A 24,303-nucleotide genomic window follows, 5' to 3' on the forward strand; every position below is an offset into this window, starting at 1 on the left:
TTTCAGGAAAGAAGCGTATCAATCAATGATTTGAGATAAGAACGCACGTTATGGGCTGAGTTGAGTCGTCGCCTCTGGCTTTTGTGAAAGCACACCCGTTCCTGAAGGACGTGCGATGCGAAGCTGAAACTGATAACGTTGTGCCCAGCTTTCCTTTTGTTCGTTCTGGCAAAGCTTGAGCAGGATCACATTTTTGCCGGGCTTGAATGTTACGGGCACAATGTATTGATCGAGCACCATTCCACGGTGATATTCGTTGCGGGCAAACAGAAGTTTGCCATTCACCCAGATTTTCCAGGCGTTGGGTGTGCCCAGACGAATCTCCAGCGACTGTTCTTCCGGGCTGTAGAAATCAGCGGAACAGTACATGACCGCTCCCTTGTAAGCCGAAATCGACTTGGCAATATCAAAGATGCCGTAGTCATCTTCGGTATTCACCGACTTCCATTCAACTTTGCCCTCTTTGCCTTCCACGGCTGACGTGAAATCTATTTTTGCTTCCGGTGTGTAAGCTGTGTCGTAACCTTTTTTGTCACTGTTATCGAAGGGGCCGACAATCATCCAATCAGACAGGAACCCAAAATGTTTCTGCAGATCAATTTTCTGGCCGAGGGTTCTTAACGGCTTGACGATCGCTTTGACCTGATCCCCATCAGTCGCACCGGTGAGTGCCTGCTGATAGATTTTCTTAGCCTGATCTTTCTTGCCAGCTTTCTCCAGATTTTTTGCTTCATCAATCAAACGTTGCACGGCGTCGCGACGAAGCGTGACGCTGGGGTCGTTAATCATGCCGGGAATCAACCGGTCTTCTGCTTTCGGATCAACTTTGATCAGCGTTTCATAAGCCAGCCGTCGTGCGCGCGGATTCTGAGATTTATCCAGAATGAATTTTTCCAATTGGTCGACGGGGAGTTTTTTCTGCTGAATGGCGTTAGCCGCGATGGTTTCAAACGCACCACGCAGCCAGTTGACGGCCAGTGGATTGGCGCCTTCAAAGCTGGACAGGATCGGAATCAAAGCCGACGCGTCTGCCTGGGAAAGTTGCTTCACCGCTTTCGAAGCAGCGAGATTTCCCTGACCTTCTTTTTGAACCTGTTTAATTTGTGCAATGTCTTGCTCTACATCGTTCGCCTGAAGAGTCGCCAGCGAACTGAAAAGGAACATGAGGCAGAGTAGAAAACGGCTTCGCATCATGGGAGTCTCCTGAGATTCTTCGAAGTTATCGGAATGATCCTCTGAAGGCAGGAGGATCAGTGTGAAATCGAACGTAATACGAGGTTGGATTGTACCAATCTGAAATCAGTACCGACAAGTATGACAGGAAACTTGTGCTTGATTCAAGTCTGGAAAACAAGAATGGCTCTCTGTTTAAATAATATTAACTTCCTGTATTTAACCCGGGAACTTTGGCTGAATGTTATCTGTGGTCTTGTTATAATTTCAGTCTAATACCAGATAAACCGCTTTTGAGTGTTTGGATTTACGCAGATGTCTACAGTTCTCAGGGAAACACTGGATCGATTACTTCAAGGCGAAAGCCTGGAGACTGAAGCCGCTTACGAGGCGATTGCATCGATCATGCGTGGCGAGTGCAGCGAAATACAAATCGCAGCGTTACTGACCGCACTGCGGATGAAAGGGGAGACCTCTGACGAGCTCGTCGGTGCAGCCCGAGCGATGCATGAACGGGCTCTGGCGATTCCCACCAAAACCACCGGCCTCCTGGATACGTGTGGAACAGGAGGAGATCAACTCCATACGTTTAATATCAGTACTGCAGTCGCGATTGTTGCGGCTGCTGCCGGAATTCCGGTGGCCAAACATGGAAATCGGAGTGTTTCCAGTTCCAGCGGTTCTTCAGATGTCCTAGAAGCCTTAGGGGTACGCCTGGACCTGACACCTGAACAAATAAGTCTCTGCCTGGAAACAACAGGGATAGGCTTCTGTTTTGCTCCCCTGTTACATTCGGCGATGAAATATGTGGCTCCCGTCCGTCGGGAACTGGGAATTCGCACCATCTTCAATTACCTCGGGCCTTTAACGAATCCCGCGAGTGCTGAACACCAGTTATTAGGAGCAAACTCAGATCAGGCTGCGGAAAAAATAGCTCAAGCCCTATTAAAATTAGGTCGAAAACATGCATTGGTTGTCTGTGGGAATGGAGAACTGGATGAGGTTAGTCTCTGGGGAAAAACAGCCGTTTATGAAATTACTGGCTCCGAATTACGGTATTTTGAATGGACAGCCGCTGATTTCGGATTATCGGAATGTGACGTAAGTCATTTGGTTGTCGAGTCCTCAGAGCAAAGTGCTCAAATCATTCTGGGTGTCTTTCAAGGTGAACAGGGACCCGCGCGGGATATGGTCGTAGCAAATGCTGCGGCTGCCTTATTGGCAGCGGAAAAGGCTACAAATTTGGAGCAAGCTGTTCAAAATGTCTCACAATTGATCGATACAGGAAAAGTATTCGAAAAACTCAAACATCTCATCGAGTTTACCAGTAAAATATAAGGAGAATGAATATTCGGGATTTCTGTCAGGTCCCAGGAAAATGCGCGTCTCTTCGTTTGTATTGACTTGCCGAATCTGAACAGCCTCTTATAATTCTTCAAAACTATGACAATTCAAACAGGAACATTCAAAAGCGAAAAGTCGCTGCTCAATTGATTTGTTTCTGTCAAAAAGAAATAAAGGTCTCATCATGAATGCTGAAGCACAACGCAAGCTGATTTTCACACCTGAAGAGGCCAATCTTCGTTTACCACTCGTGCAGGCGATTGTCAAAGACATCGTTGAGTTGTATCAAAATCTGCACGACCGCCAGGAACGAATTACCGAAATCAAACGGCTACCCGGTGCGTCCGCTCGGGATGAAGAGTCTGCCTACAGCGAAGAACTTATCCAGGCCGAGTTGGATATCGAAAACGATATGGAACAACTCAAAGGTTTCGTCACCGAGCTCTTGGAACTGGGTGTCGAACTGGAAGACCCGGCGCTGGGTGTCGTGAACTTCCCTGCCCTGCGTGACGGCAAAGAAATTTATCTCTGCTGGAAACTGGGAGAAGAAGAAGTGTCTCACTGGCATACGCTGGATGAAGGCTTTTCTGAACGTCAGGTGCTGTTTGAAGAATCGTTGAATCGTGATAACGAAAACAGCGATGAGCCACTGATGTAATCAACGTCAGGCACGAACCCTTCCTGCTTTAATTCGTAGTCGCTTCGCGCTCCCATTCTGTATACGCGTGCGTTAAATCCTTCACGATCTGCGGGTGCTGTGACGCTACGTTCGTTGTTTCCCCCAAGTCCTGTTCGAGGTTAAAGAGCATGAAAGGCTGCTGTGGTTTCGTACGCAGCAGTTTCCATTTACCTCTGCGGACCGCGATATACTTGCGATACTGAAAAAAGAACGTCCTAGGTGACGCGGTGTCTGGTGCTTCCAAAACGGGCAGCATGTTCTGACCGTCCAGAATCCGATCGGAGGGAAGCGTACCTCCTGTCAACGAGACCAAAGTGGGTAGTATATCCAGACTGATGAGTGGGGCATCATTCACCGTCCCCGGTTTGATGTGGCCCGGATAACGCACGATTGCGGGAACCCGAATTCCCCCTTCCCATAATGTGACGCCTCCGTCGCGTAACGGTTTGTTGCTGGCCACTTCCAAGCCGCGCTCCTTGAGCATGAAGGCGCCGTTGTCCGAATACCAGATCACAATCGTATTCTCGCTGAGTCCACTTTGCTCCAGTTGCTTCAAAACCCGACCGAGGGCGGTATCCAGGGCAGTGACGACTGCACGATAGCGTTCTTGCGGATTTTTGGTTTGCGGCGAATAGCCGTAGGCTTCAAACGCGCTGTCCGGTGCCTGCCATTCATTTCCTTGTCCCGGTCGCTTATTGCGTTTGCTGGGAAAGTGCGGCGCATTAAAGGGCAGATAGAGAAAAAACGGATGCTGTCGATTAGCGGCGATGAACTTGCAGGCTTCATCGGCAAATAAATCGGTGGAGTAACCTTCCACGAACACTTCTTTTAAACCACGCCACAAATCGTGCCGTCCCGCATAGTAATGGTGGTAATAATCTATATTGCCCGCCGCGAAACCAAAAAACTCATCGAAGCCCCGCTCTGTCGGACGACTCCCCGGCGAAAAACCGATATTCCATTTTCCAAAACAGGCGGTCCGATAACCCTGCTGCTTCAGATAGGCCGGAATCAGCAATTCACTCTGGCGTAAGCCATCCGCATAATTTTCATCCGCGCTTAACTGGTGATTCAAACCAATCCGTTGCGGATAGCGGCCCGTCATCAATGTGGCCCGGGAGACAGTACACGTCGGCGAGGCGGTATAAAAATCGGTGAGTTTCACTCCCTGCTTCGCCAGTTGATCCAGTTGCGGCGTTTTTATCACGTCATTACCGTAGCAACCCAGGTCGCCGTAACCTAGATTGTCGGCCGTGATCAGCAAAATATTAGGTCGCTTCGAATTCTGTTTTTCATTCGCCGAAAGTGGCGAAAGAGAAAGCACAGCGAACAAAAAAACCACGATCAAGCAGGAAAACAAGCGGCGGTGCATCGAAGATCCTCTTAACGGTTCAGACAAAGTGTCATGTACATGAAGGAGTGCGCAGCAAACGAAACCTCTTTTCATTTACCTTCATCTGAACAAGGTCAGCAAACGGTGTCAATCAAAGGCCTGTGATCGCGATCCCCTGGAGCCGTACGCTATGTGAGCTGCTGCATTAAATACAAATACTCCAGCGAATTGAGCATGGCTTCCTGTTTCTGGTTTGCGGTCCCTTTGTGGCCCCCTTCGATATTTTCGTAATAGTAAAAATCGTGCCCCATCTGTTCCATGCGGGCTGCCATTTTGCGAGCATGCCCCGGATGCACGCGATCATCTTTGGTCGAGGTAAAGAAATAGACTTTGGGGTACGCCTGCCCCTCTTTCAAATTCTGCAACGGCGAATACTTCTGCAGATAGGCCCATTGTTCGGGCAGATCGGGGTTCCCGTATTCCGCCATCCAACTGGCGCCGGCCAGAAGTTTATTAAAGCGTTTCATGTCGAGTAGAGGGACGCCGCAGACAATCGCATTGAACAATTCCGGACGTTGTGTAAATGCGACTCCCATCAGCAGGCCTCCATTACTGCGGCCCATCGCTCCATAATGCCTGGGGGAACTGAAGCCGCGGCTCTGGACGGCTTCGGCAACCGCGTAAAAATCATCAAACGCGCGCTGACGATTTTCCAGCAGAGCCGCATCGTGCCAGCGAGGGCCATATTCGCCGCCACCTCGAATATTGGCCAGCACATACGCGCCCCCTTTTTCCAGCCAGAGTTTACCCAACAGCGGGCTGTAATGCGGCATAATCGAAATTTCAAAGCCGCCGTAGCCGTACTGCAAAACCGGAGTCGTATGATCGAGTTTGATGTCTTCCCGGTAAACAATGAAATAAGGGACGTCGGTTCCGTCCTTGCTGATGGCAAAATTTTTCTCGACCTTCAAACCGCTGGTATCGAAGCGGGCGGGAGTAGATTGAATCGGTTCTTCGACGCCTTTTGAAAAATCGACGTAATACAGGGTGCTTGGTTGCAGAAACCCATCTCGGGATATGAGCAGATGATTGCTGTTACTGTCAGAAGAGTTGATGGAAATGACATCATTGTCTCCCCAGGGAATCAGTCGTCCCTGCCACTTATTGTCTGCAAACTTGAATTCCCGGATCTGGCTGGAAACATGTTCGATATCGGTGATATAGACCGCATCCTTCGCACACCGTACCTGTGAGACGGTGCCCGATAGCCCTGGATCAAACAGCGGCAGCACCTGATTGATCTTGCCCGTCTGTTGAAAATCGGTCAACGAAAAACTGACCAGAGCCCCGGGCTTGAAGCCGCGCCATTCTTCTTTTAATTCGACCAGCACCTGATCCTGAAACAGACCTGATATACTGGACTTCTGCGGAAGCGGCAGTTGTTTTAACTCCCCGGTCTCTGCAACAAGATAGAAACTGAAATGATAAAAGTCGTGCCCACGCAGAACAAAACAGACCTGCCGTTCTCCGTGTTCGAGATTAACGGGATGAGTGAAGGTTTCCTCCATTCCTGTTTCCAGCAGCGTTTCGGCTTCTGAGAGAGGCGTCCCCCGCTTCCAGCGTTTGAGAATGCGGGCATAACCGGATGTATTCATACTGCCTTCGCCCCAATCGGTGGCGATCAGTAATTGATCCCGGTTCTCCCAGCAGAGATTCGTTTTCGCCAGAGGTACCTCAAAACCATCTTTGACGAATGACTGGGACGGTACATCAAATTCACGATAGACGGCGGTATCAGTTCCGCCGGGAGCGAGCTCGATGATACAGCGATCATAATCGGGCCCCAGACAGTCGACGCCTTTATAAATCCAGTTCTCGTTTTCGTCTTTCGCCAGCTTGTCAACATCGAGCAGTGTTTCCCAGTTTCGCTGCTTGCTTTTGAATTGGGCGAGACTCGTGCGCCGCCAGATGCCACGTACGTGATCTTTGTCCCGCCAGAAGTTATAAACAAAATCGCCGCGCAGAGATCCATAAGTAATACGGTCGGAGGCGGTCAGAATCTGCAGTGCTTCCTGCTCATATTCTTGATACCGCGGATCACTGGTGAGGACCTTTAATGTCGCATCATTCTGTTTCCTGACCCAGTCTAGAGCCTGTTTCCCCTCAATCTCTTCCAGCCAGAGCAATGACTCTTCCTGATTTGCGTTTTCCTCCGAAGGACGATCCAGTGAATCCATGGTTAAACTCCGATTGAGTAGGGGCTTATGATCAAGTCTGCATTCATTGTAGATGAAAACTTGAATCTGTCTTAAGAGATCAGAACAAATTTGTCATATTTTTCTGAAGAACCGCCCGGGAAATCAGATATTCTTTGAAATACTGAAAAGGAGACGTGCAATTAAATAGGGGCAGTGGTATAATCCCCAACGTTGAGTAGTCAAAAAACATCCGGTTTATAGAAAAAAACCTGATTCAATTTTGACTGATCTCCAGAAACTCTTTTTTAAAGAACACGCTGTTTGCGGTTCTTTCGTGTTGTTTTGGCTACTTTTTGCCGAATTTCCTAATAGGAATTCCGTTATCAAGGGTAGCAGTTGGGTGATACGAAGCAGAGCTTCGAGGAGAGCTCTTTTCAGGTCATAACCTGAAAATGAATCCCTGAGTCCGGAATGGCCGACTCTCACCTGTATCTTTTTTTGCACGAGCAACTTCTATTTTTAACACGACGTATACGCCCAGCCTCCCGGCTGAAGGTTCGTCGAAAGGTTCAACGTATGTCAACAGATGCCCCATCACAGGCAAAATTTACGGATTTAGCGCTCAGTCAGCCCATCTTGGATTCGCTGGAAGAGCTTGAATACCATATCCCGACACCGATTCAGACACAGACAATTCCCCACTTACTCGAAGGACGTGACCTGGTTGGGCAGGCCCAAACAGGAACAGGTAAAACAGCCGCATTTGCACTGCCTTTACTCTCAAGAATCGATCTGGATGTCAAAGCACCGCAGCTTTTAGTGCTTGCCCCTACCCGGGAACTGGCAATTCAGGTTGCCGAATCATTCAAAAAATACGGTTCCAAACTCAAAGGCCTGCAAGTACTTCCGATTTACGGGGGAGCTGATTTCAAAGGCCAGTTGCTGCCTTTAAAACGGGGTGTGCACGTGGTGGTAGGAACTCCCGGTCGTGTGATGGACCACATGCGTCGCGGTACACTCAAAATGGACAACTTGCGTTGTCTCGTTCTGGATGAAGCCGACGAAATGCTGCGTATGGGCTTTATTGATGATGTGGAATGGATTCTGGAACAGATGCCAGAAAACCATCAAACCGCCCTGTTTTCAGCTACAATGCCCGCAGTAATCCGCCGCATCGCTGTCAACCACCTGAAATCGCCTGAACAAATCACCGTCAAAGATAAGACCAGAACAGCAGATACCATTAACCAGCGCTACTGGCTGGCAAAAGGTCATCATAAGCTGGATGCACTGACTCGCATTCTGGAAGCAGAAGAAATCGATGGCGTACTGGTTTTTGTGCGAACAAAAACAGTGACCACGGAACTGTCGGAAAAACTCGAATCGCGTGGTTTTCTTGCAGCTCCTTTAAATGGTGATATTCCCCAGAAACAACGGGAACGGACCGTGGGTCGCCTTAAAGCCGGCCATGTGAATATTGTCATCGCAACCGATGTCGCGGCCCGTGGGTTAGACGTGAATCGCATCAGCCATGTGATCAACTACGATCTACCCGGCGACTCAGAAGCCTATGTGCATCGTATCGGTCGTACTGGTCGTGCAGGTCGAACGGGTGAAGCAATCACTTTCGTTTCTCCCCGCGAAACACGTTCACTGCAAACTATCGAACGTGCCATCAAGCATAAAATCGAACGGATGGATCTGCCCGCGATCAGTAAGATCAATGAACGCCGCCAAGAGCGTTTCAAAGAATCGATCACGAAGGCCATGAAGGGCCCTGATTTCGAACTGTTTCAGAAGATGCTGGCCGAACATCAGACCGAATCTGGCAACACGGAACTTCAGATTGCAGCCGCATTGGCCTGTATGTATCAGGGGAAACGTCCGTTGTTTTTAACCGAGGCCCCCCCCAGACCGCAACGGGAAACATCGGCTGGTCCGGGAAGAAATCAATTCCGTTCGGAACGCCCAGAGCGTTCTGCACGTCCGGAACGCTCTGAACGTCCAGAGAGTCGTTTCCAGAAAGATAAAGAACGTCCTCCTCGCACTCGCAATCCCGAAAATGTCCCCGAAGAAGGCATGGAACGGTTCCGCATTCAGGTGGGCCACAGCCATGGCGTCAAACCGGGCAACATTGTTGGTGCGATTGCCAATGAGGCCGAACTTGATAGCCAACATATTGGCCGGATCAATATCTTTGATGACTACAGTACGGTTGACCTGCCGGAAGGCATGCCTCGGGATATTTTCCAGGCTTTAAAAACCGTCTGGGTCTCTGGCCAGCAGCTAGGGATTTCGCGATTCGAACAAGCGGACGCATCTGCCAAACGAAAACGCTTCAAAGGTAAGCCTAAGCACAAACAACCACGGGTTTGATTCCTGTTGTTTGCCGCTTTGACCAGACCATAAAAAAAACCGCGGTCGTGATTCACGACCGCGGTTTTTGTTTTTATCGTCGCTATTATTTATTGCTTCCAAAAGCCTTACTTGTCTGGCCTGAAGAAGTCTGTTGCTTGAGTCGTTTGTTGCGAGTGAAGACCTGTGAAACAGCCCCTGAGGATGACGCATTCACGCCTGTTTTCTTGGCCCCTAACTTGATTTTCGAAGGCACACCGGACCCAGGCACAAACAGACGACGTTGTGGCTTATAACCGATGTAGCTCAAGAAGTCGTTAATCCCAACCACGCGTACTGCTTTCAGACGTGCTTCTTCCTTGATCTCTTTCATCTTGCCGATCAGCTCCAGCATCTTGTCACGTTGCTCATCGGTCTTGGCTGAGTCCACATCTGGAGTCTCACCAATCACGAGGAATTTGGTATGGACGGATAATCCGTCTCCGAGCCGTTCCCCGTTTTCTGTGACTTGATTGTCGATCTTGGCATTGGCATTTTCAATGATCCCACGCAGCAGATCCATGTCCGATTTTCCGTCCCCATCCAGATCGATGATACCGGCAATGGCAAATGTTTCTGGCCGACCAATTCCCCAGAGTGGCGTATAAATCGGGTCGCCGGGACTGATGGGCTGGTAAATGTCATCGCCAACAATACGGGCTTCCGCAAGATGCGGTCCCAAGATTTTGGTCACTTCAATGGCACCGATGATATCTTCTTCACCACGACCAATCCCCTGATGGGATTTGCGGTAAACACTGAATGTCATTCGTTTGGGAAGGCGATCGGCTTCTCCCAGGTTGATCCAGACGACGCCCGTACTGTTATCAACCGTGCGGATCACGCCATCGGGCTTTTCGAAACTGACTTTCTGCACCTGATCCAGACGGCTGCGAAGTGTATCAATCAGGCTGGCATATCGAACACTTTTGTTTTCGAGATCTTTAATCTTTTTGGCGTCTGTTTCACGCAATTGATCCAGTTCAATCAGGATCTCTTCATTTTCTTTCTGGAGGGCTGCGATTTGCTGATCCTTGGCAGAAACCTCTTCTTCTTTGATTTTCTGAGTATCCGCTAAATCGCTTTCAGAACTGTCTCGGGCCATTTTATGCTGATCGACGACTTTGTCCAACTCTCCTTTTAAGGCCAGGAACCTTGCTTCCAGTTCATTTTTGGCCGTTTGTTCCTGTGCGAGTTGGCTTTTGGTCTGATTCAACTGACCCGACATTTTGATGAGTGTGTTCTTAATGGTTGGCTCAGCCAGAACGGCGGCATGAGTTTTGATATCCAACTCGGTGGCCCCAATCACGGTATTGGGAGTTTTGTTATCCAGGCCGATATCGTCCTGCTCATTGCCGATCAGTTTTTTCAGCGCCTGCAGTTCTTCGTCCAGCTTGCGGACCGCGGCACCATCCCGCTGTGAATCCTTCTGGGCCTGATCCAATTTGACGTTCGATTCTCCCAGATCTTTATAACCCAGATACGCGGCAACGCCCGCAATCAGTGTGGTCATCACAAAAAAGATTAATGAGATGTGAACAGCAGTTGGTTTACTGGCAGCCATGTTTTTAAACCTTAAGGATTTCTAAGTGACAATCAGGTGCGGCTTGCACCGTGACGGTAATCGTCTGATGTGTAAAACCAATTTCGCGTCGCTCTGGATCAGCCTTGACTCACTACAGGAAAGACAGATGAAATGAATCTGAAAATTCTGAAGAACCAGCATCCTGCCTTCTATCCATTTTAAATGCTGAAAAAGCAGTGTCAAGAAGCTTTCTCATTCTATGTCGTGTGCTGACAATTGGTTTTACGCTTGCTGGCAGGGTTGACCTCTTCAAAAAAGTACACAAACTATCAGTTATACGACCATAGCAGCCAGGACTGATAAAAGATTTCAACGAGTTTTGAGTTCGACAAGCCTGTCGATGGCGATCCCGGCTTGTCTCTTCAATAATGAGCCTGACCCTGCAGTCATACTGTGGTGTTAGCCTCCCCATGTTTCCAATTTCGGCAATCTCTTTTCAGAATTTCAGGTAAAGCTAAATCTTTATGAAAGAAACACTTTACATCATTGATACGTTTTCTCTGGTATTTCAGGTTTTTCATGCTGTACCGCCCATGACCAGCCCCACCGGGCAGCCTACCAATGCCATTTTTGGTATCACCCGCGATATCCTTAATATCATTAAAACCCATTCTCCCGACTATCTGATCTTTGCCATGGATTCGAGTGGGCCGGGAACCAGAAAAGAGATCTACCCGGAATATAAGGCAAACCGCAGCGAGATGCCCGAAGATCTCAAACCCCAGATTCCGAATATCATGGAAGTGATCAAGGGATTTCAGGTGCCAGTCATTGATTGCCCGGGCTGGGAAGCGGATGACATTTTCGCCACCATCGCGCACAAGGCGAAGGAAAAGGGACTTGAAACCATTATTGTGACTAATGATAAAGATGCCCGGCAGCTGATCAATGACGCCGTGCGGCTCTATAACATTCGCAAAAACAGCTTCATGGACGCAGATGCCGTCGTAGAGGATTGGGGCATTCGCCCCGAGCAGGTGATCGATTTTCAATCACTGGTAGGCGACAGCGTCGATAACATTCCGGGCGTTCCCCTGGTCGGTCCGAAAAAAGCACAGACTTTAATTGAGCAATTCGGCACGCTGGAAGAAGTGCTGGCCAATGCTGATCAGGCGAAAGGCCCCAAACTGCAGCAAAACCTGAAAGAATTTGCCGATCAGGCACGTATGTCGCGTGAACTGGTGACACTGAAAATCGATCTGGAATTGGAAGTCGACTGGGAGGACTCGCGTTTAACGCACCCCGATCGCGAACGGTTGCGCGAACTGTTTCTGGAATTTGGTTTCCGTCGTTTTGCCGACGATATGCAGGAAAACTTTACCAAAAAGAGCGAGCCAAAGATTACCGAAAAACGAATCCAGGAAACGGTCGACACCAAACCGGCGTTCGAAAAATTCATGACGCTGTTGAAGCAGCAGGAAGAATTCTGCGTCGATCTGGAAACCACCGGCTTGAAACCAGCCGAGGCAGAAATCGTGGGCTGGGCCATCAGTTGGCAGAAAAACCAGGGCTATTACATTCCCGTCGAAGGCCCCGCCGGTCAAAAAGCCCTTGATCCAGAGTATGTTCTCGAACACATCAAGCCGCTTCTGGAAGACCCAGACATTCAGATTACCAATCAGAATATCAAATACGACATGGTCGTACTGATGCGCGTCGGCGTGTTTCTGCAGGGAGTCAGCATTGACCCGATGGTCGCCAGCTATCTGCTGAGTGCCGGCGAACGTGGACACAGCCTGGATAAACTCTCCGAACGCTATCTGCAGCATACGATGATTCCGATCTCGGATTTGATCGGCTCAGGAAAACAGCAGAAAAGAATGTTTGAAGTTGATGTTGAGAAAGTGGCCGAATATGCGGTGGAAGACGCCGATATCGCCTGGCAGCTCTCTCGCATTCTCAAAGAAGAACTCAAACAGAATGACCTGTGGGAGCTGTACTGGGACCTGGAACGCCCACTGATTCCGATTCTGGCAGAGATGGAATTCACAGGCATCAAGGTGGATAAAGCCGAATTAAAGCAGCAAAGCGAGCAGCTTCAGGAACGCCTGACCGAACTGATTGGCGAGATCTACGAAATTGCCGGCCATGAATTCAATATCGCTTCGCCGCTGCAGCTCCGCACCGTTTTATTTGAAGAATTAAATTTGCCTGTCTTCAAGAAAACAAAAACCGGCCCCAGCACCGACCAGAGTGTTCTCGAAAAATTAGCGCCGTTGCATGAACTACCGGCTAAGATCACCGAGCATCGACACATCTCGAAACTGAAAAGCACTTATCTGGATGCCTTGCCTGATCTCGTGAATCCGGAAACGGGGCGGATTCATGCCAGCTTTAATCAGGTGGTCGCGGCAACAGGCCGATTAAGTTCCAGCGATCCAAATCTGCAGAACATCCCCATCCGAACAGAAGAAGGGCGGCAAATCCGCAAAGCCTTTATTCCGGAGAACGAAGACTGGCGATTATTGTGTGCTGATTATTCACAAATCGAATTACGGGTTCTGGCGCACCTGAGTCAGGACGAAGCGTTGAGCCAGGCATTCCGTGAAGGGGCCGACATTCATACGGCCGTCGCATCGGACATCTTTTGTGTTTCTCATGACGAAGTCGATCGTGACATGCGACGCACCGCCAAAGCAGTCAACTTTGGTGTGATCTATGGACAAAGCCCTTTTGGTCTCTCCGAAGCGATCGGTATCCCGCAATCCGAAGCAGCTGGTTTTATTGATGATTATTTTAATCGTTACAGCGGTGTTCGGGAATTCCTGGATCAGATCCTGGAAGACTGTGCGAAGAATCATTTTGTGCGAACAATCTGTGGCCGAAGGCGAGATATCCAAGGAGTGCGTACAGGCATTCAGAAGCAGTTAAATATGCCCGAACGAACCGCCATCAATACCGTGATTCAGGGATCGGCGGCCGACCTGATTAAACAGGCGATGATCAATTTGAGTGCCCGGCTGAAACAGGAACAACATCCAGGCAGACTACTGATGCAGATTCATGATGAACTGGTGTTTGACGTACCGGTCGCGGAACTGGAGTCACTAAGTCAACTGGTACGAGTCGAAATGGAATCGGCGATGGAATTGGATGTCCCGCTGATTGTCGATATCTCATCCGGTTCAAACTGGCTCGAACAGACTCCGCTGGAGGTCCCCAAAGCCTGAACCTGTGACGATTAGGTCAAAAATCCGTATCCGGCGCGCTCATAGATCAAACTCTTCTGATATTTGAGTGAGAGTCCCTAAGCTGAAAAGCATAATTTTAAGGGGAAAACAGCGAAGTTTCCTTTTTTTTGTTGACATCCAGCATGCTATCGGTAACCATATTAATGCACGCCCATGTGTCTCATCTACCAGTTGCTAAGGGATTCAGCAATCATAAACCTCCTGTGTGGTAAGTTTCTGTTGCGAAGGAATGTGTAAGAAAACCATTTTCCACCATTGCAAGTTGTTTTAACCATCTTGTGTCTTGTCATACATTCATTCCCACAATTGCACTGATCGGAGGGATCGGGTCTGGCAAAAGTGCGGTAGCTAATAAAGTCAAAACGTTGCGATCTGTAACAGTCATTGATGCCGATCAAATCGGTCATGAGATACTTGATTTTCCTGTAATTCAGCAGAAAATTCGAGAGCAGTTTGGAACTGCGGTGTTCAATGAACAAGGGAAGATCGTCCGTTCCAACCTTGCCAAACTTGTTTTTGGAGACGAGAAACAACATCACGAAGCATTAGAGAAACTGGAAGCAATAGTCCACCCCGAGATCCATCGGAGACTTGAACAGGAAATTTTGTTGGCCCGGTCCCAAGGGCAGGTCGATGCAATCCTGGTTGACGCAGCTGTGATTTTGGAAGCGGGCTGGAAAGATTTGTGCGATCAGATCGTATTTATTGAATGTCCTTTCGAACAACGGTTCAACAGGGTCACTCAGAACCGAGGCTGGTCGTCAGCAGAATTGACTAAACGGGAAAAACATCAGTTGCCTCTCTCTGAAAAACGAAAAATGGCGAACGGTGTGATTCACAATGACCAGGACCTGGATGCTGCCGGACTCGCATTATCCAGATTTATCGATGACTTACTAAAACGAAATCAATTAGACAAATAACCGGACTCCTGATGTTTCACCAACATGTTTGAGTCTCGCAGATAAATTCGTAGCAGGCACCTCCCAGACCGTATCATAAACATCCACTGATGCTTTTCACTTTATTGACAACCTTTCCAAAGGTTATTTGATCTTCGCGTTCAACCCATCTCATTTGTTTCAAGAACTCCACGCTATTTCATCTCACTATTTTTGTAATTCGGAAAGTTATCACCATGGCCAAATCCATTAAACTTCAGACTTCTGAAAATGACGGACCTGTGGCTTCAAAAAATATCGAAGAGTTAGACCCCAAGTCAAAGCGGGAAAAAGTCGAAACGCGTCATCAACGCGAATCGGCGATTACCAGAGCCGCCGATGAACGCTATGAGAAAATCAAGCAGAGTGACATTCATATCGCCGACCTGCAACGGCTGACAATGAAAGATCTCATGCAGTTGGCCAAAGAAGAAAATCTGACCGAATACACGGGGCTGAAAAAACAGGATCTGATTTTCAAGATTCTGAAAGAACGCACCAAAGTCAACGGTCTGATGTTTGGGGAAGGCACGCTGGAGATTCTTCCGGACGGATTTGGATTTTTACGCAGCCCCGATTACCACTATCTGCCCTGCCCGGATGATATTTATGTCTCTCCCAGCCAGATCCGTCGCTTTGGCTTACGGACTGGTGCGATTGTGGCCGGCCAGATTCGACCTCCCAAAGAAAACGAACGGTACTTTGCGTTACTCCGCGTCGAAGCCGTCAACGGCTGTGATCCCGAGATCCTGACCACCAAGGTCTTCTTTGACGATCTGACGCCGCTCCACCCCAAAGAACGTCTTCGACTTTCATCCACCGCCGGCAATTTGAGTACCCGGATTGTCGATCTCGTGGCTCCCGTCGGAATGGGACAACGTGGTTTGATCGTTTCTCCACCACGTGCCGGTAAAACCGTGATGCTGCAGGAAATGGCAAAATGCGTACTGGGCAGTCATCCCGAAGCTTATGTGTTTATCCTGTTGATTGACGAACGACCTGAAGAAGTCACCGATATGGAACGCCAGGTCGGCGGAGATCGTTGCGAAGTCGTCAGCAGTACGTTTGACGAGCCACCGAGCCGCCATATTCAGGTTTCCGAAATGGTGATTGAAAAAGCCAAGCGAATGGTCGAATACGGCGAAGATGTCGTGATCTTTTTGGATTCGATTACTCGACTGGCGCGTGCCTGGAATACGGAAGTTCCGCATTCCGGTAAAATTCTGTCTGGTGGTGTCGATGCCAACGCACTGCAACACCCCAAACGATTCTTCGGTGCCGCCCGAAATGTGGAAGAAGGGGGCAGCCTGACGATTGTCGCCACCGCATTGGTTGATACAGGCAGTCGTATGGATGAAGTGATCTTTGAAGAATTCAAAGGAACCGGTAATACGGAACTGCACCTGGATCGCCGAATGGTCGAAAAACGAATCTGGCCTGCGATTGACGTGAATAAATCTGGAACACGACGTGAAGAATTGTTGATGGACGAAGAAGAACTCCGCAGAGTCTGGATCCTCAGACGCGTGCTCAACGACATGAACCCCGTGGATGCGATGGAGCTTCTGGTAAACCGAATGAGTCGAACCAAAACCAATGAAGAATTTTTACTAAGTATGAACTTGGGGTAATCATCGCTAAGATCTGCCCCGCAGGTTCAAAACGTTCTTGAATCAAACCAAATTGATTCAGAGATGCAATCCCCGTGATTCACTCAGCCAAATGATAAGTGAACAACCCACTGGTCTGTTTTTTTGTTTCCCATTTAGATTAAGTTACTACTTCGATGAACCACAAACTGATTGAAGGCGATTTACTGGCCCGCGATGCAAAATTTGCCATCGTTGTTTCCCGCTGGAACGAACTGATTACCCGCCGGCTGCTGGACGGGGCGCTTGAAACAGTCCGTCGTCATGGTGGTTCGGAAGAAAATGTTTCTGTCGTCTGGGTCCCCGGTTCATTCGAATTACCTCTGATTGCGGATCGTCTGGCAAAAAGTGGTCGTTATCAGGCTGTCTGTTGCCTGGGTGCCGTCATTCAGGGAAGTACGATGCACCACGATTACATTAATCATCAGGTAGCAGCCGGCATCATGCGAAGCAGTCAGGAAAGTGGCGTTCCCGTCTTGTTTGGCGTTCTGACCTGTGAAACAATGGAACAGGCGCTAGATCGCGCCGGCGGAAAAGTTGGCAATAAAGGGAGTGAAGCAGTGCTGGCTGCGATTGAGATGATCAATCTGTTACAATCGATTGATAAAAATCCTTCATAAGTGCGCTGTTAAGCCACAACCAGAGTGATTGAAACTCTGATTTCTATATATTCTCCAACCGTGTTAGTGATGCCCTCATGTCTCTCCGAAAACAGGCGCGAACTTTAGTCGTGCAAATGCTCTATCAAATTGATCTTAACCCCGATATTGTCGCAGGGGATGTTCGTCGTATGATTGACGAACATGGGCGTAATAAAACAACCCGCGAATTTGCGTGGCAATTATTTACCGGCGTGATGGAGTATAAACCACAGATCGATGAGCAAATTATTCGCGTCGCTGAAAACTGGTCTCTGAAACGGATGGCGGTGACGGATCGTAACATCCTCAGACTGGGTGCTTATGAATTATACCACACCGATACTCCGTCGGCAGTCGTCATCGACGAAGCAGTGGAACTGGCCCGTGAATTCGGCAGTGCCAACTCTTCTCAGTTTGTGAATGGCATTCTCGATAAGCTGCTGCATCAACCGACAGCGCCCGAAGTACCTCCAGAGGAGCAACCCGCGCCGGCCCCACCTGAAATGCAGGAGCCGGAAGCAGAAGAAGAAGCACCCGCCAAAGACGAAATGGCACCCCGCTCGCCGTCTCCCTATCGCAAGTCGAAGAACCCCTGGGCTACTTAACGCGGCTACTTAACGCCAAATCGATGTGGCGTGCGGTCATTCCAGCTGAAATTCATATCGATAGCAGCCTGCGAAAGTCGCATTAATAATTCGCGGTCGATATGCGGGCAGGGTAAATGTGGTGCTGCCGTCTGGGTATTCGTGCTGTCGAACACTGGATCATCGCGCCAATAGGAATTGTAAACGCGGATGTGATCATAAAACAGCCGCTCTGCTTCGGTTGGATCTGTCAGCTCAACACCGCCGCCGACAAAGATGGAACCGTAGAAATTACAGGTTTCTTCCAAGACATCATGTACCAACCTGGACTGAACAGGATGCAAGGGGGTCAGATGATACGTTTTCTCATGATGTTTGGGATGCGTAATGATGTAGGACATCACAGCAGAAACCCAATCCACGGGAATCAGATTTTTTGATTCCGTTCCATCAAGAGTAAAGCGGGAGTTAGCATAGAGCCGTCCCGTTTCATCGGGGGTTTGCATTTGCGTTAAAGTATGCCCCAGCTGCAAGGCGGCATAAAACCCATGAAATGTATTTGTAAATCCGGTTTTCGAGTCGCCAATAATAATCGCAGGCCGAAAAACTGTCAGCGATTCAATATGCTCGGCACTCCGTACCAGCATCTCAGCTTCGAGTTTACTGCGTTCATAATCGTTACCCGATTCCTGCCCGACATCCACATCGGACTCCATAATTCGGTCCGAGCGCAAACCACAAATGTACGCCGTTGAGACATGGTCTAATTTTTTGATTTCCGCTGTTTTACAGAAATCGAGAACTTTTTTCACACCGCCAACATTCGAACGCCAGGGTTCGCTTTCCTGACTGGTGCTATAAAAAGAAAGGCTGGCTGCAGAGTGAAGAATGCGGTCTACATTCTCTGTAGCCCATTCAAGATGCTCCGGACTCAACCCCAGATTTTCCTCATTGATGTTACCTTCCAGAACAATGGGCCGTGGCAATTCGCGACCTAACTGATCATCCCAGAAGCCCATGATCATGTCGATGCGCTGGTCAACCGTCATCCGTCTTGTAGGACGGACCAGAACGGCCAACGGGACTCCCGCAGAAGCTAAGTCCCGAATTAAATAGCGTCCCAGTAATCCTGTGGCACCCGTTATCAGAAGATATCCCATGTTGAATTCCGCTGTGTTTTCAATAAATAAAAAAGTTAAGGTCGTTTCATACCTATAATTTGTTGTTCTACCAGTTCGCTCAGATAATTCGTCTATTGCACATCGTGTCGAGGCAGATTCAGCCTGGAAAGAAGCAAAAGGGGACGCCGATTGAGCTGGGGAGCATCAATGATAATGAACTGGCTTCATATATCAATCAAGGGGTACCGAAAAGCCGAGAGTTTGCAGGAGCAAATGCCTTGTTTTCAGGAATTCGCTCTATGCAACTGCTTTCTCTGATTGATCTTTCGTTCCATGACGATCCTGCTTGAGGAAATGCGGGACACGAGGATGCTGGCTCTCAAGCAGCTCGTCTCTGTCATTGTGATCAGTACTTTCACTCTCATCTGATTTCTGCGGTCGTAATGCCAGCAGACAAGGAAGTAAGATCAAGTCGCCCACTAAAGCTGCCACCAATAGAGATGTCATCATATATCCGAACCGTGCGGTGGGCACAAAATTGCTCAACGTCAAAGCGAGCATCCCAGCGCCGGTAATCACAGCCGCTGTGAAAATCGGCTCTCCAGTCATCAGCAGTGAATCACGAGAAGACTCTGCCGAATTCTTCGTCAGTCGATATTGGCTCTGATAGCGTACCAGGAAGTGGAATGTTCCATCGACGGCAATCCCCAATGCGATACTGGCCGTCATCATAATTCCGATATCAATGGGAATCTGATACCAGCCCAAAATCCCGAACACGATACAAATCGGGGTCAGGTTAGGTACCATCGCCACCAAACCGGCATTGATGGAACGCAGCGAAACAATCATAATCACGGTGATGATCAGAAACGCCATCGAGAAGCTTTCCCAGAATCCGATAAAGATCTGGTTTTGTGCCCGTCTCAATAAGGGGGCGACACCAGTCAGAATCACATCTGGATCATCTATCATCTCCGTCAGTTGGTCATAGATCATATCTTGAGGCAGATCGGCACCACTGCTGATTCGGGCGGAAATTCGCCAGAGTCGTTCACCATCGGAAACAAAATCATTCTCACCATGGGTCGCTTGTGCATGTGATAACAGGCGAGCTGTCTCGAACGGGCTATCTGGAAACTGTTTCGGGAAAAAACTGCCCAGAGACATGGTATGCCGGACCGCGGGATGCTGTTTGATCTTTTCTTCCAGCTTACGAACCCGGTCGATTTTCTGAATGAAGGGAATTTCTTCATCGCCAAAATCGACAATCACTTCAACAGAATCCAATTCAGTCAGGTCATTCTGTACCGCACGCACGTCCTGAAGCACTCTGCCTTTAGCCGGCAGAAAATCGAGCGGATCGATTTTAGTTCTGAGGTTAAACAGACCGACCCCGGTAATCATCACGAGGACAATCGTCGCGATAGAAACACGACCGGAATGATCGATCAGCCAGTTGGCACAGCGTTTGAAATCCCAGCGACTTTCTCCCGCATGTACCATTTTGGGGTCAATGGGCCAGAGCGTTAACACAGCCGGCGTTAGTCCGAGACCGGTAATTAACGACACGAATGTTCCAATCGAGGCGGCATACCCAAACTGAACCACCGGACCAATTTGACTGACCGTCAATGAAAACAGACCAATCGTCGTGGTCAAGGTTGCCAGAAAGCAGGGCTTCCAGGCAATTTTCAGAGCGGCCGTAATGGGATCTTCTTCGTCAATACAGCTGGCAACGTAATGATGAACGTGGATCGAAATCGCCAGGGTGAAGACCATGACCATCACCGACAGGGCACCGAGGATGAAATTCATTTCCCCGCCCCCCAGATAGATCAAGGCGGTCGTCAGGTTGATTGCCCAGACGGTCAAGCCGAGTGTCGCCAGCGTTTTTTTCCATTCCCGGAAAGAGTAATATAATAATCCCAGACTGATCAGCAGCGTGATGATAAAGAACTTCTTATTACTTTTCTGACTGCCAAGTCGGTCCAGTTCGGCAATCACAACCGGGGCTCCTGCCAGTTGAACTTCATTGCCCGTTAACTGATTGTATTCCAACTGCGCACGGATGCCTGCTACCGTGCCAGCGCGGTCTTTAATTCCGACATCTGACAGCAAAACAACGATACCGGCTACGTTCTTTTCCGAATTGATTAACAGGCCATTCAACCTGTGATTGATTTCTTCTTTTTCAACATTGAATTCATTGAGAATCTTTGTGAGCCGACCGGGTGTCCAGCATTGCCTGACTGTTGGCAGTGTTTCAATCCTGCTGGCCGTTGATTCGATCAGTAACGGCTGGTCTAGACCTTGCTGTACTGCGATTAAGACAACTTCTTCCGCACCGAATTCTGCCTTGAATCGATCGTACACAATTCGCACATCGGAATCTTTGGGTAACCAGGTTTCGATGTCGTTATTGGATGGCAGCAATTCCGCTAGAAATGTCAGAATTGGCAGCGTACAAAAAACGCCCCAGATGAGTTGCCTGCTATATTTTTTATAAAAAGAAGAGATCATCATAAGTATTGGTAGATCAATCTGCTTTCTCTTGTTTGAGCCAGTTCAAGTTCTCTCAACAAAGAAATTCATTGAGAAAATGGGCATCTTCAGACTGCCGCTCTGAAGGAGGACCGTCCGTTGAATTGTTCTTGAACTATTTAGTATTGGAGGTATTTCCCGTTTTTTATCGGAAGCACCCCAATTTGGTATCGAACCAATTTCGAGATTGACGTCATGAGGATTTTATAAACAACAAACGTTATAGCAGAATTTGGTGGAGTCTTTGGAATGACTGATACAACACGCGCCAACGGGGTGCGGATAATCGTTATAACATGCAGAAATCGATCTGCTTCTACTGTTTTGGCGGACGTTATAATTGTTAGTGTTTAACAGTATCAAGGGTTCTCCCTACTCGAAGTTGCTCTCGCGGCGTCCAGAATCATCGGAAACGCCGCACCGAATTCAATTTGAAACGAAAGTCAAACCCGCATTATTTTTATAGCCTATATTTCAATATCAGCTATGGATTAGAGACTTGGTAGACTTTCAGAAATGACTTCAAACTCAGGAGTAAATTCAATGTCAGAGACCCCGTGGAGCCGTCCCTCGATTGAGGATCTCAAACACGTCTTGGAAAGTTTTGGAAACAGCGATGCCGTCAACATCAGAGAAGTTGACCGACTGGAACTTTCTGTTCCCGCCGAGATAAAAACAGCACGTGGAAATACCATCCCCGCGATGACTCGAGAAATCAGTCGTCAGGGACTGGGCATGCTGCACAAAGGCATGTTAAACCCGGGTGAAGTGACCGTCAAACTGGCAAGCGAAACACGCGAATTTGAGTATCGTGTCAAAATCATGTGGTGTACGCCTTGCGACAACGGCATGTTTATCAGCGGCGGAGAATTTTTGACCAAGCCACAAGACTAATCTGACAGATCAACGTGGCTGAACATGCAAACGGAAGGATCAGGGCGAAGGATTGCCCCGCCGTAGCAGGATGACAATGATCATCAACAGCAACAGGATGATCACCCCGCCCACAATCAGCAACAGTGTCGTCATTCCTGACCACGCGTTTCTGAGCTGGGGACGTTTATTCCCATCCAGATCCCATTCGATCTCATCCAGCACTAAACTGGTTTCAGCAAGAGGACCATTACGATTCTCTCCATTCAACACGCGCCCCTTCTCTCGTCGTTCCTGAATCTTCGACTGGAACTTCACAGGCGCTGTCTGAAAACCCTGTTTTCCCCCGGAATGATTCAGCATCGTTGCCGATTGTCCCTGAGACTCGCTGTTTTGTGAAGTCAAATCTCCAGGCAGCCTGGGCAGCATTAACCTTGGCCCCGGTGCAGAGGACGCCTCTGCTTTTTCTACTGCTTTAATCGACTTTTGTTGAATCGGTTCCTGCTGAGCAGGCTCTGGCCCACTTAACCTGATTCTGGCCGGTGGTTCTTCTGGAACTTCTTCCAGACCGAGAGAGGGACTGGGAACAGAACTGGTTTCAGGCTGAACTGTTTTTTTCGGGAACGGAATCTCTAATGGCTCTTCTGCTTTCTCTTCGAACGTTGGTGCCCCCAATCCGATTCCACCAGACTGTTTTTTCTGACTCCAGACGTCACTTTGTCGTCGTCTGGGCTGAATTGTAATTGTCTGTGGTTCGTTCCCCATGTTGCGCGGAACGATCAGCGGCAGTTCCTCTGAGCCTGTAGACGGACGCGATTGCGTTCTTGGGGCTTCTGGTGATTTCGGCTTTGCGACCGCGCGTCGTTTCAGCGGGTGAACGCGTGACGGTTGAAACTGAAAATTGTGTACCTTCTGGCCGCTGTTGGTCTCCACACGGGGCTGAGCATGTTCAACGGCCTGTACGTTCGATGCTTGCAGAGCGGGCTTCGAACTCTCTATCTGCTGCAGTAACATTTGAGGCGATTGTTCTTCGATACCAAAAGCAACATGCCCGCGGTAACTGGCTTCAAGCGCCTGTTCTGCCAAAAACTCTGCGTATTCATAGTTTTTTTGTTTCAGTTCGCGTTTCGCTCGCCCCATGACGGAATCAATCTGTAAACGCCGCATTTCCTGATTCACGTCGTCAATCGTAGGCTGCATCTGCTTCACATTCTGCTTGAGAACTTCGCTCATTTGCGGAAGCTTTGATTGTTTTTTCTGATCCGGTACCTGATCTAAAGAGCGGCTGAGTTGTTCCGTACGGAAAGGCATTGCCTCTTCTGCTAACTCAGACTGCGAAGCAGGAGCTGACGCTTTAGGTTCCGCCTGTTGCGATTCGGCAGCCGGAATCGCATTAGAGACACGCTGAATTCCGTTTGTATGCTTCTGATTTACCGAACTTGATGCCAGTTTGATACGGTCCATTTTCCGATGATATGTTTCCGCTACCTTTGCAGGATATTTCTTAGCGGATTCAACCAGCGATTTAGACCGCCAGTTCTCAAGCGGTGCTTCAACAGTTTTCCTGTTTGGCTTATTCAAACGTCCTGAGGAATCTCTGTCGTTGTTCAACGAATTCTCTGCGATCTCGATGCCGGGTGGCTGCCCTTCTGCTCCAAGATCAATTCGATTGATATTGGGGGAAGATCCGCTGACTTTAACCTTGGCGACAGATTCTTTATCTGAATTATTCTTCTTCGAACCAAAAAAGTTAAAGTTGGAACTACTTTTGGAAGCAATCAGCGCATCTTCGGACTTTTTCTTACTGGATTGCGAAATCACATCAGAGGGCTGGCGCAAACACCCCACCGTGAAATAACAGCTCACAATCAACAGCAAACAAACCGTTGTCACATTTCGTTTTACTTGACCGGTCTTCACAACCACAAATCCTGTCATCTGCATACAGAGGTCAAAACGGAACTTCGATTCTCTGCTTAGGTAGCGGGAAGTAACCTCAATGGGGACTTGAGGTTCAGGACGCATCATTCGCAGGCGCGCAACCGCACCCGAC

The 24,303-nt window shown here is 48.8% G+C and carries 16 protein-coding genes; 9 read left to right on the forward strand and 7 right to left on the reverse strand.

Features of this window, described 5'->3' with window-relative positions; genetic code table 11:
• Window positions 1-48: 48 nt before the first annotated feature.
• A complete protein-coding gene (locus AAC022_RS17160) occupies window positions 49-1,194 on the reverse strand; it encodes a hypothetical protein (RefSeq protein WP_339733014.1) in 1,146 nt (381 codons plus the stop codon).
• A gap of 294 nt (window positions 1,195-1,488) precedes the next feature.
• Between AAC022_RS17160 and trpD the strand changes: the two genes are divergently transcribed.
• Window positions 1,489-2,511: an anthranilate phosphoribosyltransferase gene (gene trpD / locus AAC022_RS17165; protein ID WP_339733016.1), complete on the forward strand. Its 1,023-nt coding sequence runs from the start codon at window positions 1,489-1,491 to the stop codon at window positions 2,509-2,511.
• Between the two features lie 190 nt (window positions 2,512-2,701).
• The gene (locus AAC022_RS17170) at window positions 2,702-3,175 is read left to right on the forward strand and encodes a DUF2203 domain-containing protein (protein ID WP_339733018.1); all 474 of its coding nucleotides are present in this window, start codon (window positions 2,702-2,704) and stop codon (window positions 3,173-3,175) included.
• A gap of 28 nt (window positions 3,176-3,203) precedes the next feature.
• Here AAC022_RS17170 and AAC022_RS17175 read toward each other — a convergent pair whose 3' ends face one another.
• Both AAC022_RS17175 and AAC022_RS17180 read right to left on the reverse strand, forming a co-directional pair.
• Window positions 3,204-4,568 carry a sulfatase-like hydrolase/transferase gene (locus AAC022_RS17175; RefSeq protein ID WP_339733020.1) on the reverse strand — a complete coding sequence of 455 codons (1,365 nt, stop codon included), beginning with the start codon at window positions 4,566-4,568 and terminating at the stop codon, window positions 3,204-3,206.
• Between the two features lie 149 nt (window positions 4,569-4,717).
• On the reverse strand, window positions 4,718-6,766 hold the full coding sequence (locus tag AAC022_RS17180; RefSeq protein ID WP_339733022.1) for a prolyl oligopeptidase family serine peptidase: 2,049 nt from the start codon (window positions 6,764-6,766) through the stop codon (window positions 4,718-4,720).
• A 537-nt stretch (window positions 6,767-7,303) separates the two neighbouring features.
• On the opposite strand from AAC022_RS17180, the gene AAC022_RS17185 reads away from it, so the two are divergent.
• Window positions 7,304-9,103 carry a DEAD/DEAH box helicase gene (locus tag AAC022_RS17185; RefSeq protein WP_339733024.1) on the forward strand — a complete coding sequence of 600 codons (1,800 nt, stop codon included), beginning with the start codon at window positions 7,304-7,306 and terminating at the stop codon, window positions 9,101-9,103.
• 85 nt (window positions 9,104-9,188) lie between these two features.
• On the opposite strand, the gene AAC022_RS17190 is transcribed toward AAC022_RS17185, so the two are convergent.
• Window positions 9,189-10,685 carry a hypothetical protein gene (locus AAC022_RS17190; RefSeq protein WP_339733026.1) on the reverse strand — a complete coding sequence of 499 codons (1,497 nt, stop codon included), beginning with the start codon at window positions 10,683-10,685 and terminating at the stop codon, window positions 9,189-9,191.
• A 485-nt stretch (window positions 10,686-11,170) separates the two neighbouring features.
• Here AAC022_RS17190 and polA point away from each other — a divergent pair, with 485 nt between their 5' ends.
• From polA to nusB, 5 genes are all read left to right on the forward strand, one after another.
• Window positions 11,171-13,876, forward strand: coding sequence for a DNA polymerase I (gene polA, locus AAC022_RS17195; RefSeq protein WP_339733027.1), 2,706 nt, complete (start codon window positions 11,171-11,173; stop codon window positions 13,874-13,876).
• A 299-nt stretch (window positions 13,877-14,175) separates the two neighbouring features.
• Window positions 14,176-14,820 (forward strand): dephospho-CoA kinase, encoded by a 645-nt coding sequence (coaE, locus tag AAC022_RS17200; RefSeq protein WP_339733030.1) that lies wholly within the window; start codon window positions 14,176-14,178, stop codon window positions 14,818-14,820.
• Window positions 14,821-15,035: 215 nt separating this feature from the next.
• Window positions 15,036-16,469 (forward strand): transcription termination factor Rho, encoded by a 1,434-nt coding sequence (gene rho / locus AAC022_RS17205; protein ID WP_339733033.1) that lies wholly within the window; start codon window positions 15,036-15,038, stop codon window positions 16,467-16,469.
• Between the two features lie 155 nt (window positions 16,470-16,624).
• The gene (gene ribE / locus AAC022_RS17210) at window positions 16,625-17,107 is read left to right on the forward strand and encodes a 6,7-dimethyl-8-ribityllumazine synthase (protein ID WP_339733035.1); all 483 of its coding nucleotides are present in this window, start codon (window positions 16,625-16,627) and stop codon (window positions 17,105-17,107) included.
• Between the two features lie 77 nt (window positions 17,108-17,184).
• Complete coding sequence (gene nusB, locus AAC022_RS17215; RefSeq protein WP_339733037.1) at window positions 17,185-17,733, forward strand: transcription antitermination factor NusB; 549 nt, start codon at window positions 17,185-17,187, stop codon at window positions 17,731-17,733.
• 5 nt (window positions 17,734-17,738) lie between these two features.
• Here nusB and AAC022_RS17220 read toward each other — a convergent pair whose 3' ends face one another.
• The gene (locus AAC022_RS17220) at window positions 17,739-18,872 is read right to left on the reverse strand and encodes an SDR family oxidoreductase (RefSeq protein WP_339733038.1); all 1,134 of its coding nucleotides are present in this window, start codon (window positions 18,870-18,872) and stop codon (window positions 17,739-17,741) included.
• Window positions 18,873-19,130: 258 nt separating this feature from the next.
• Entirely contained in the window at window positions 19,131-21,359 is a 2,229-nt protein-coding gene (locus tag AAC022_RS17225; protein ID WP_339733041.1) for an MMPL family transporter, read from the reverse strand.
• Between the two features lie 561 nt (window positions 21,360-21,920).
• On the opposite strand from AAC022_RS17225, the gene AAC022_RS17230 reads away from it, so the two are divergent.
• Window positions 21,921-22,271, forward strand: coding sequence for a PilZ domain-containing protein (locus AAC022_RS17230; RefSeq protein ID WP_339733044.1), 351 nt, complete (start codon window positions 21,921-21,923; stop codon window positions 22,269-22,271).
• A gap of 39 nt (window positions 22,272-22,310) precedes the next feature.
• Here the strand turns inward: AAC022_RS17230 and AAC022_RS17235 are convergent, their stop codons facing one another.
• Window positions 22,311-24,170: a hypothetical protein gene (locus AAC022_RS17235; protein ID WP_339733047.1), complete on the reverse strand. Its 1,860-nt coding sequence runs from the start codon at window positions 24,168-24,170 to the stop codon at window positions 22,311-22,313.
• Between the last annotated feature and the right edge of the window lie 133 nt (window positions 24,171-24,303).

This window comes from uncultured Gimesia sp. (assembly GCF_963976445.1).
Lineage (GTDB): Bacteria > Planctomycetota > Planctomycetia > Planctomycetales > Planctomycetaceae > Gimesia.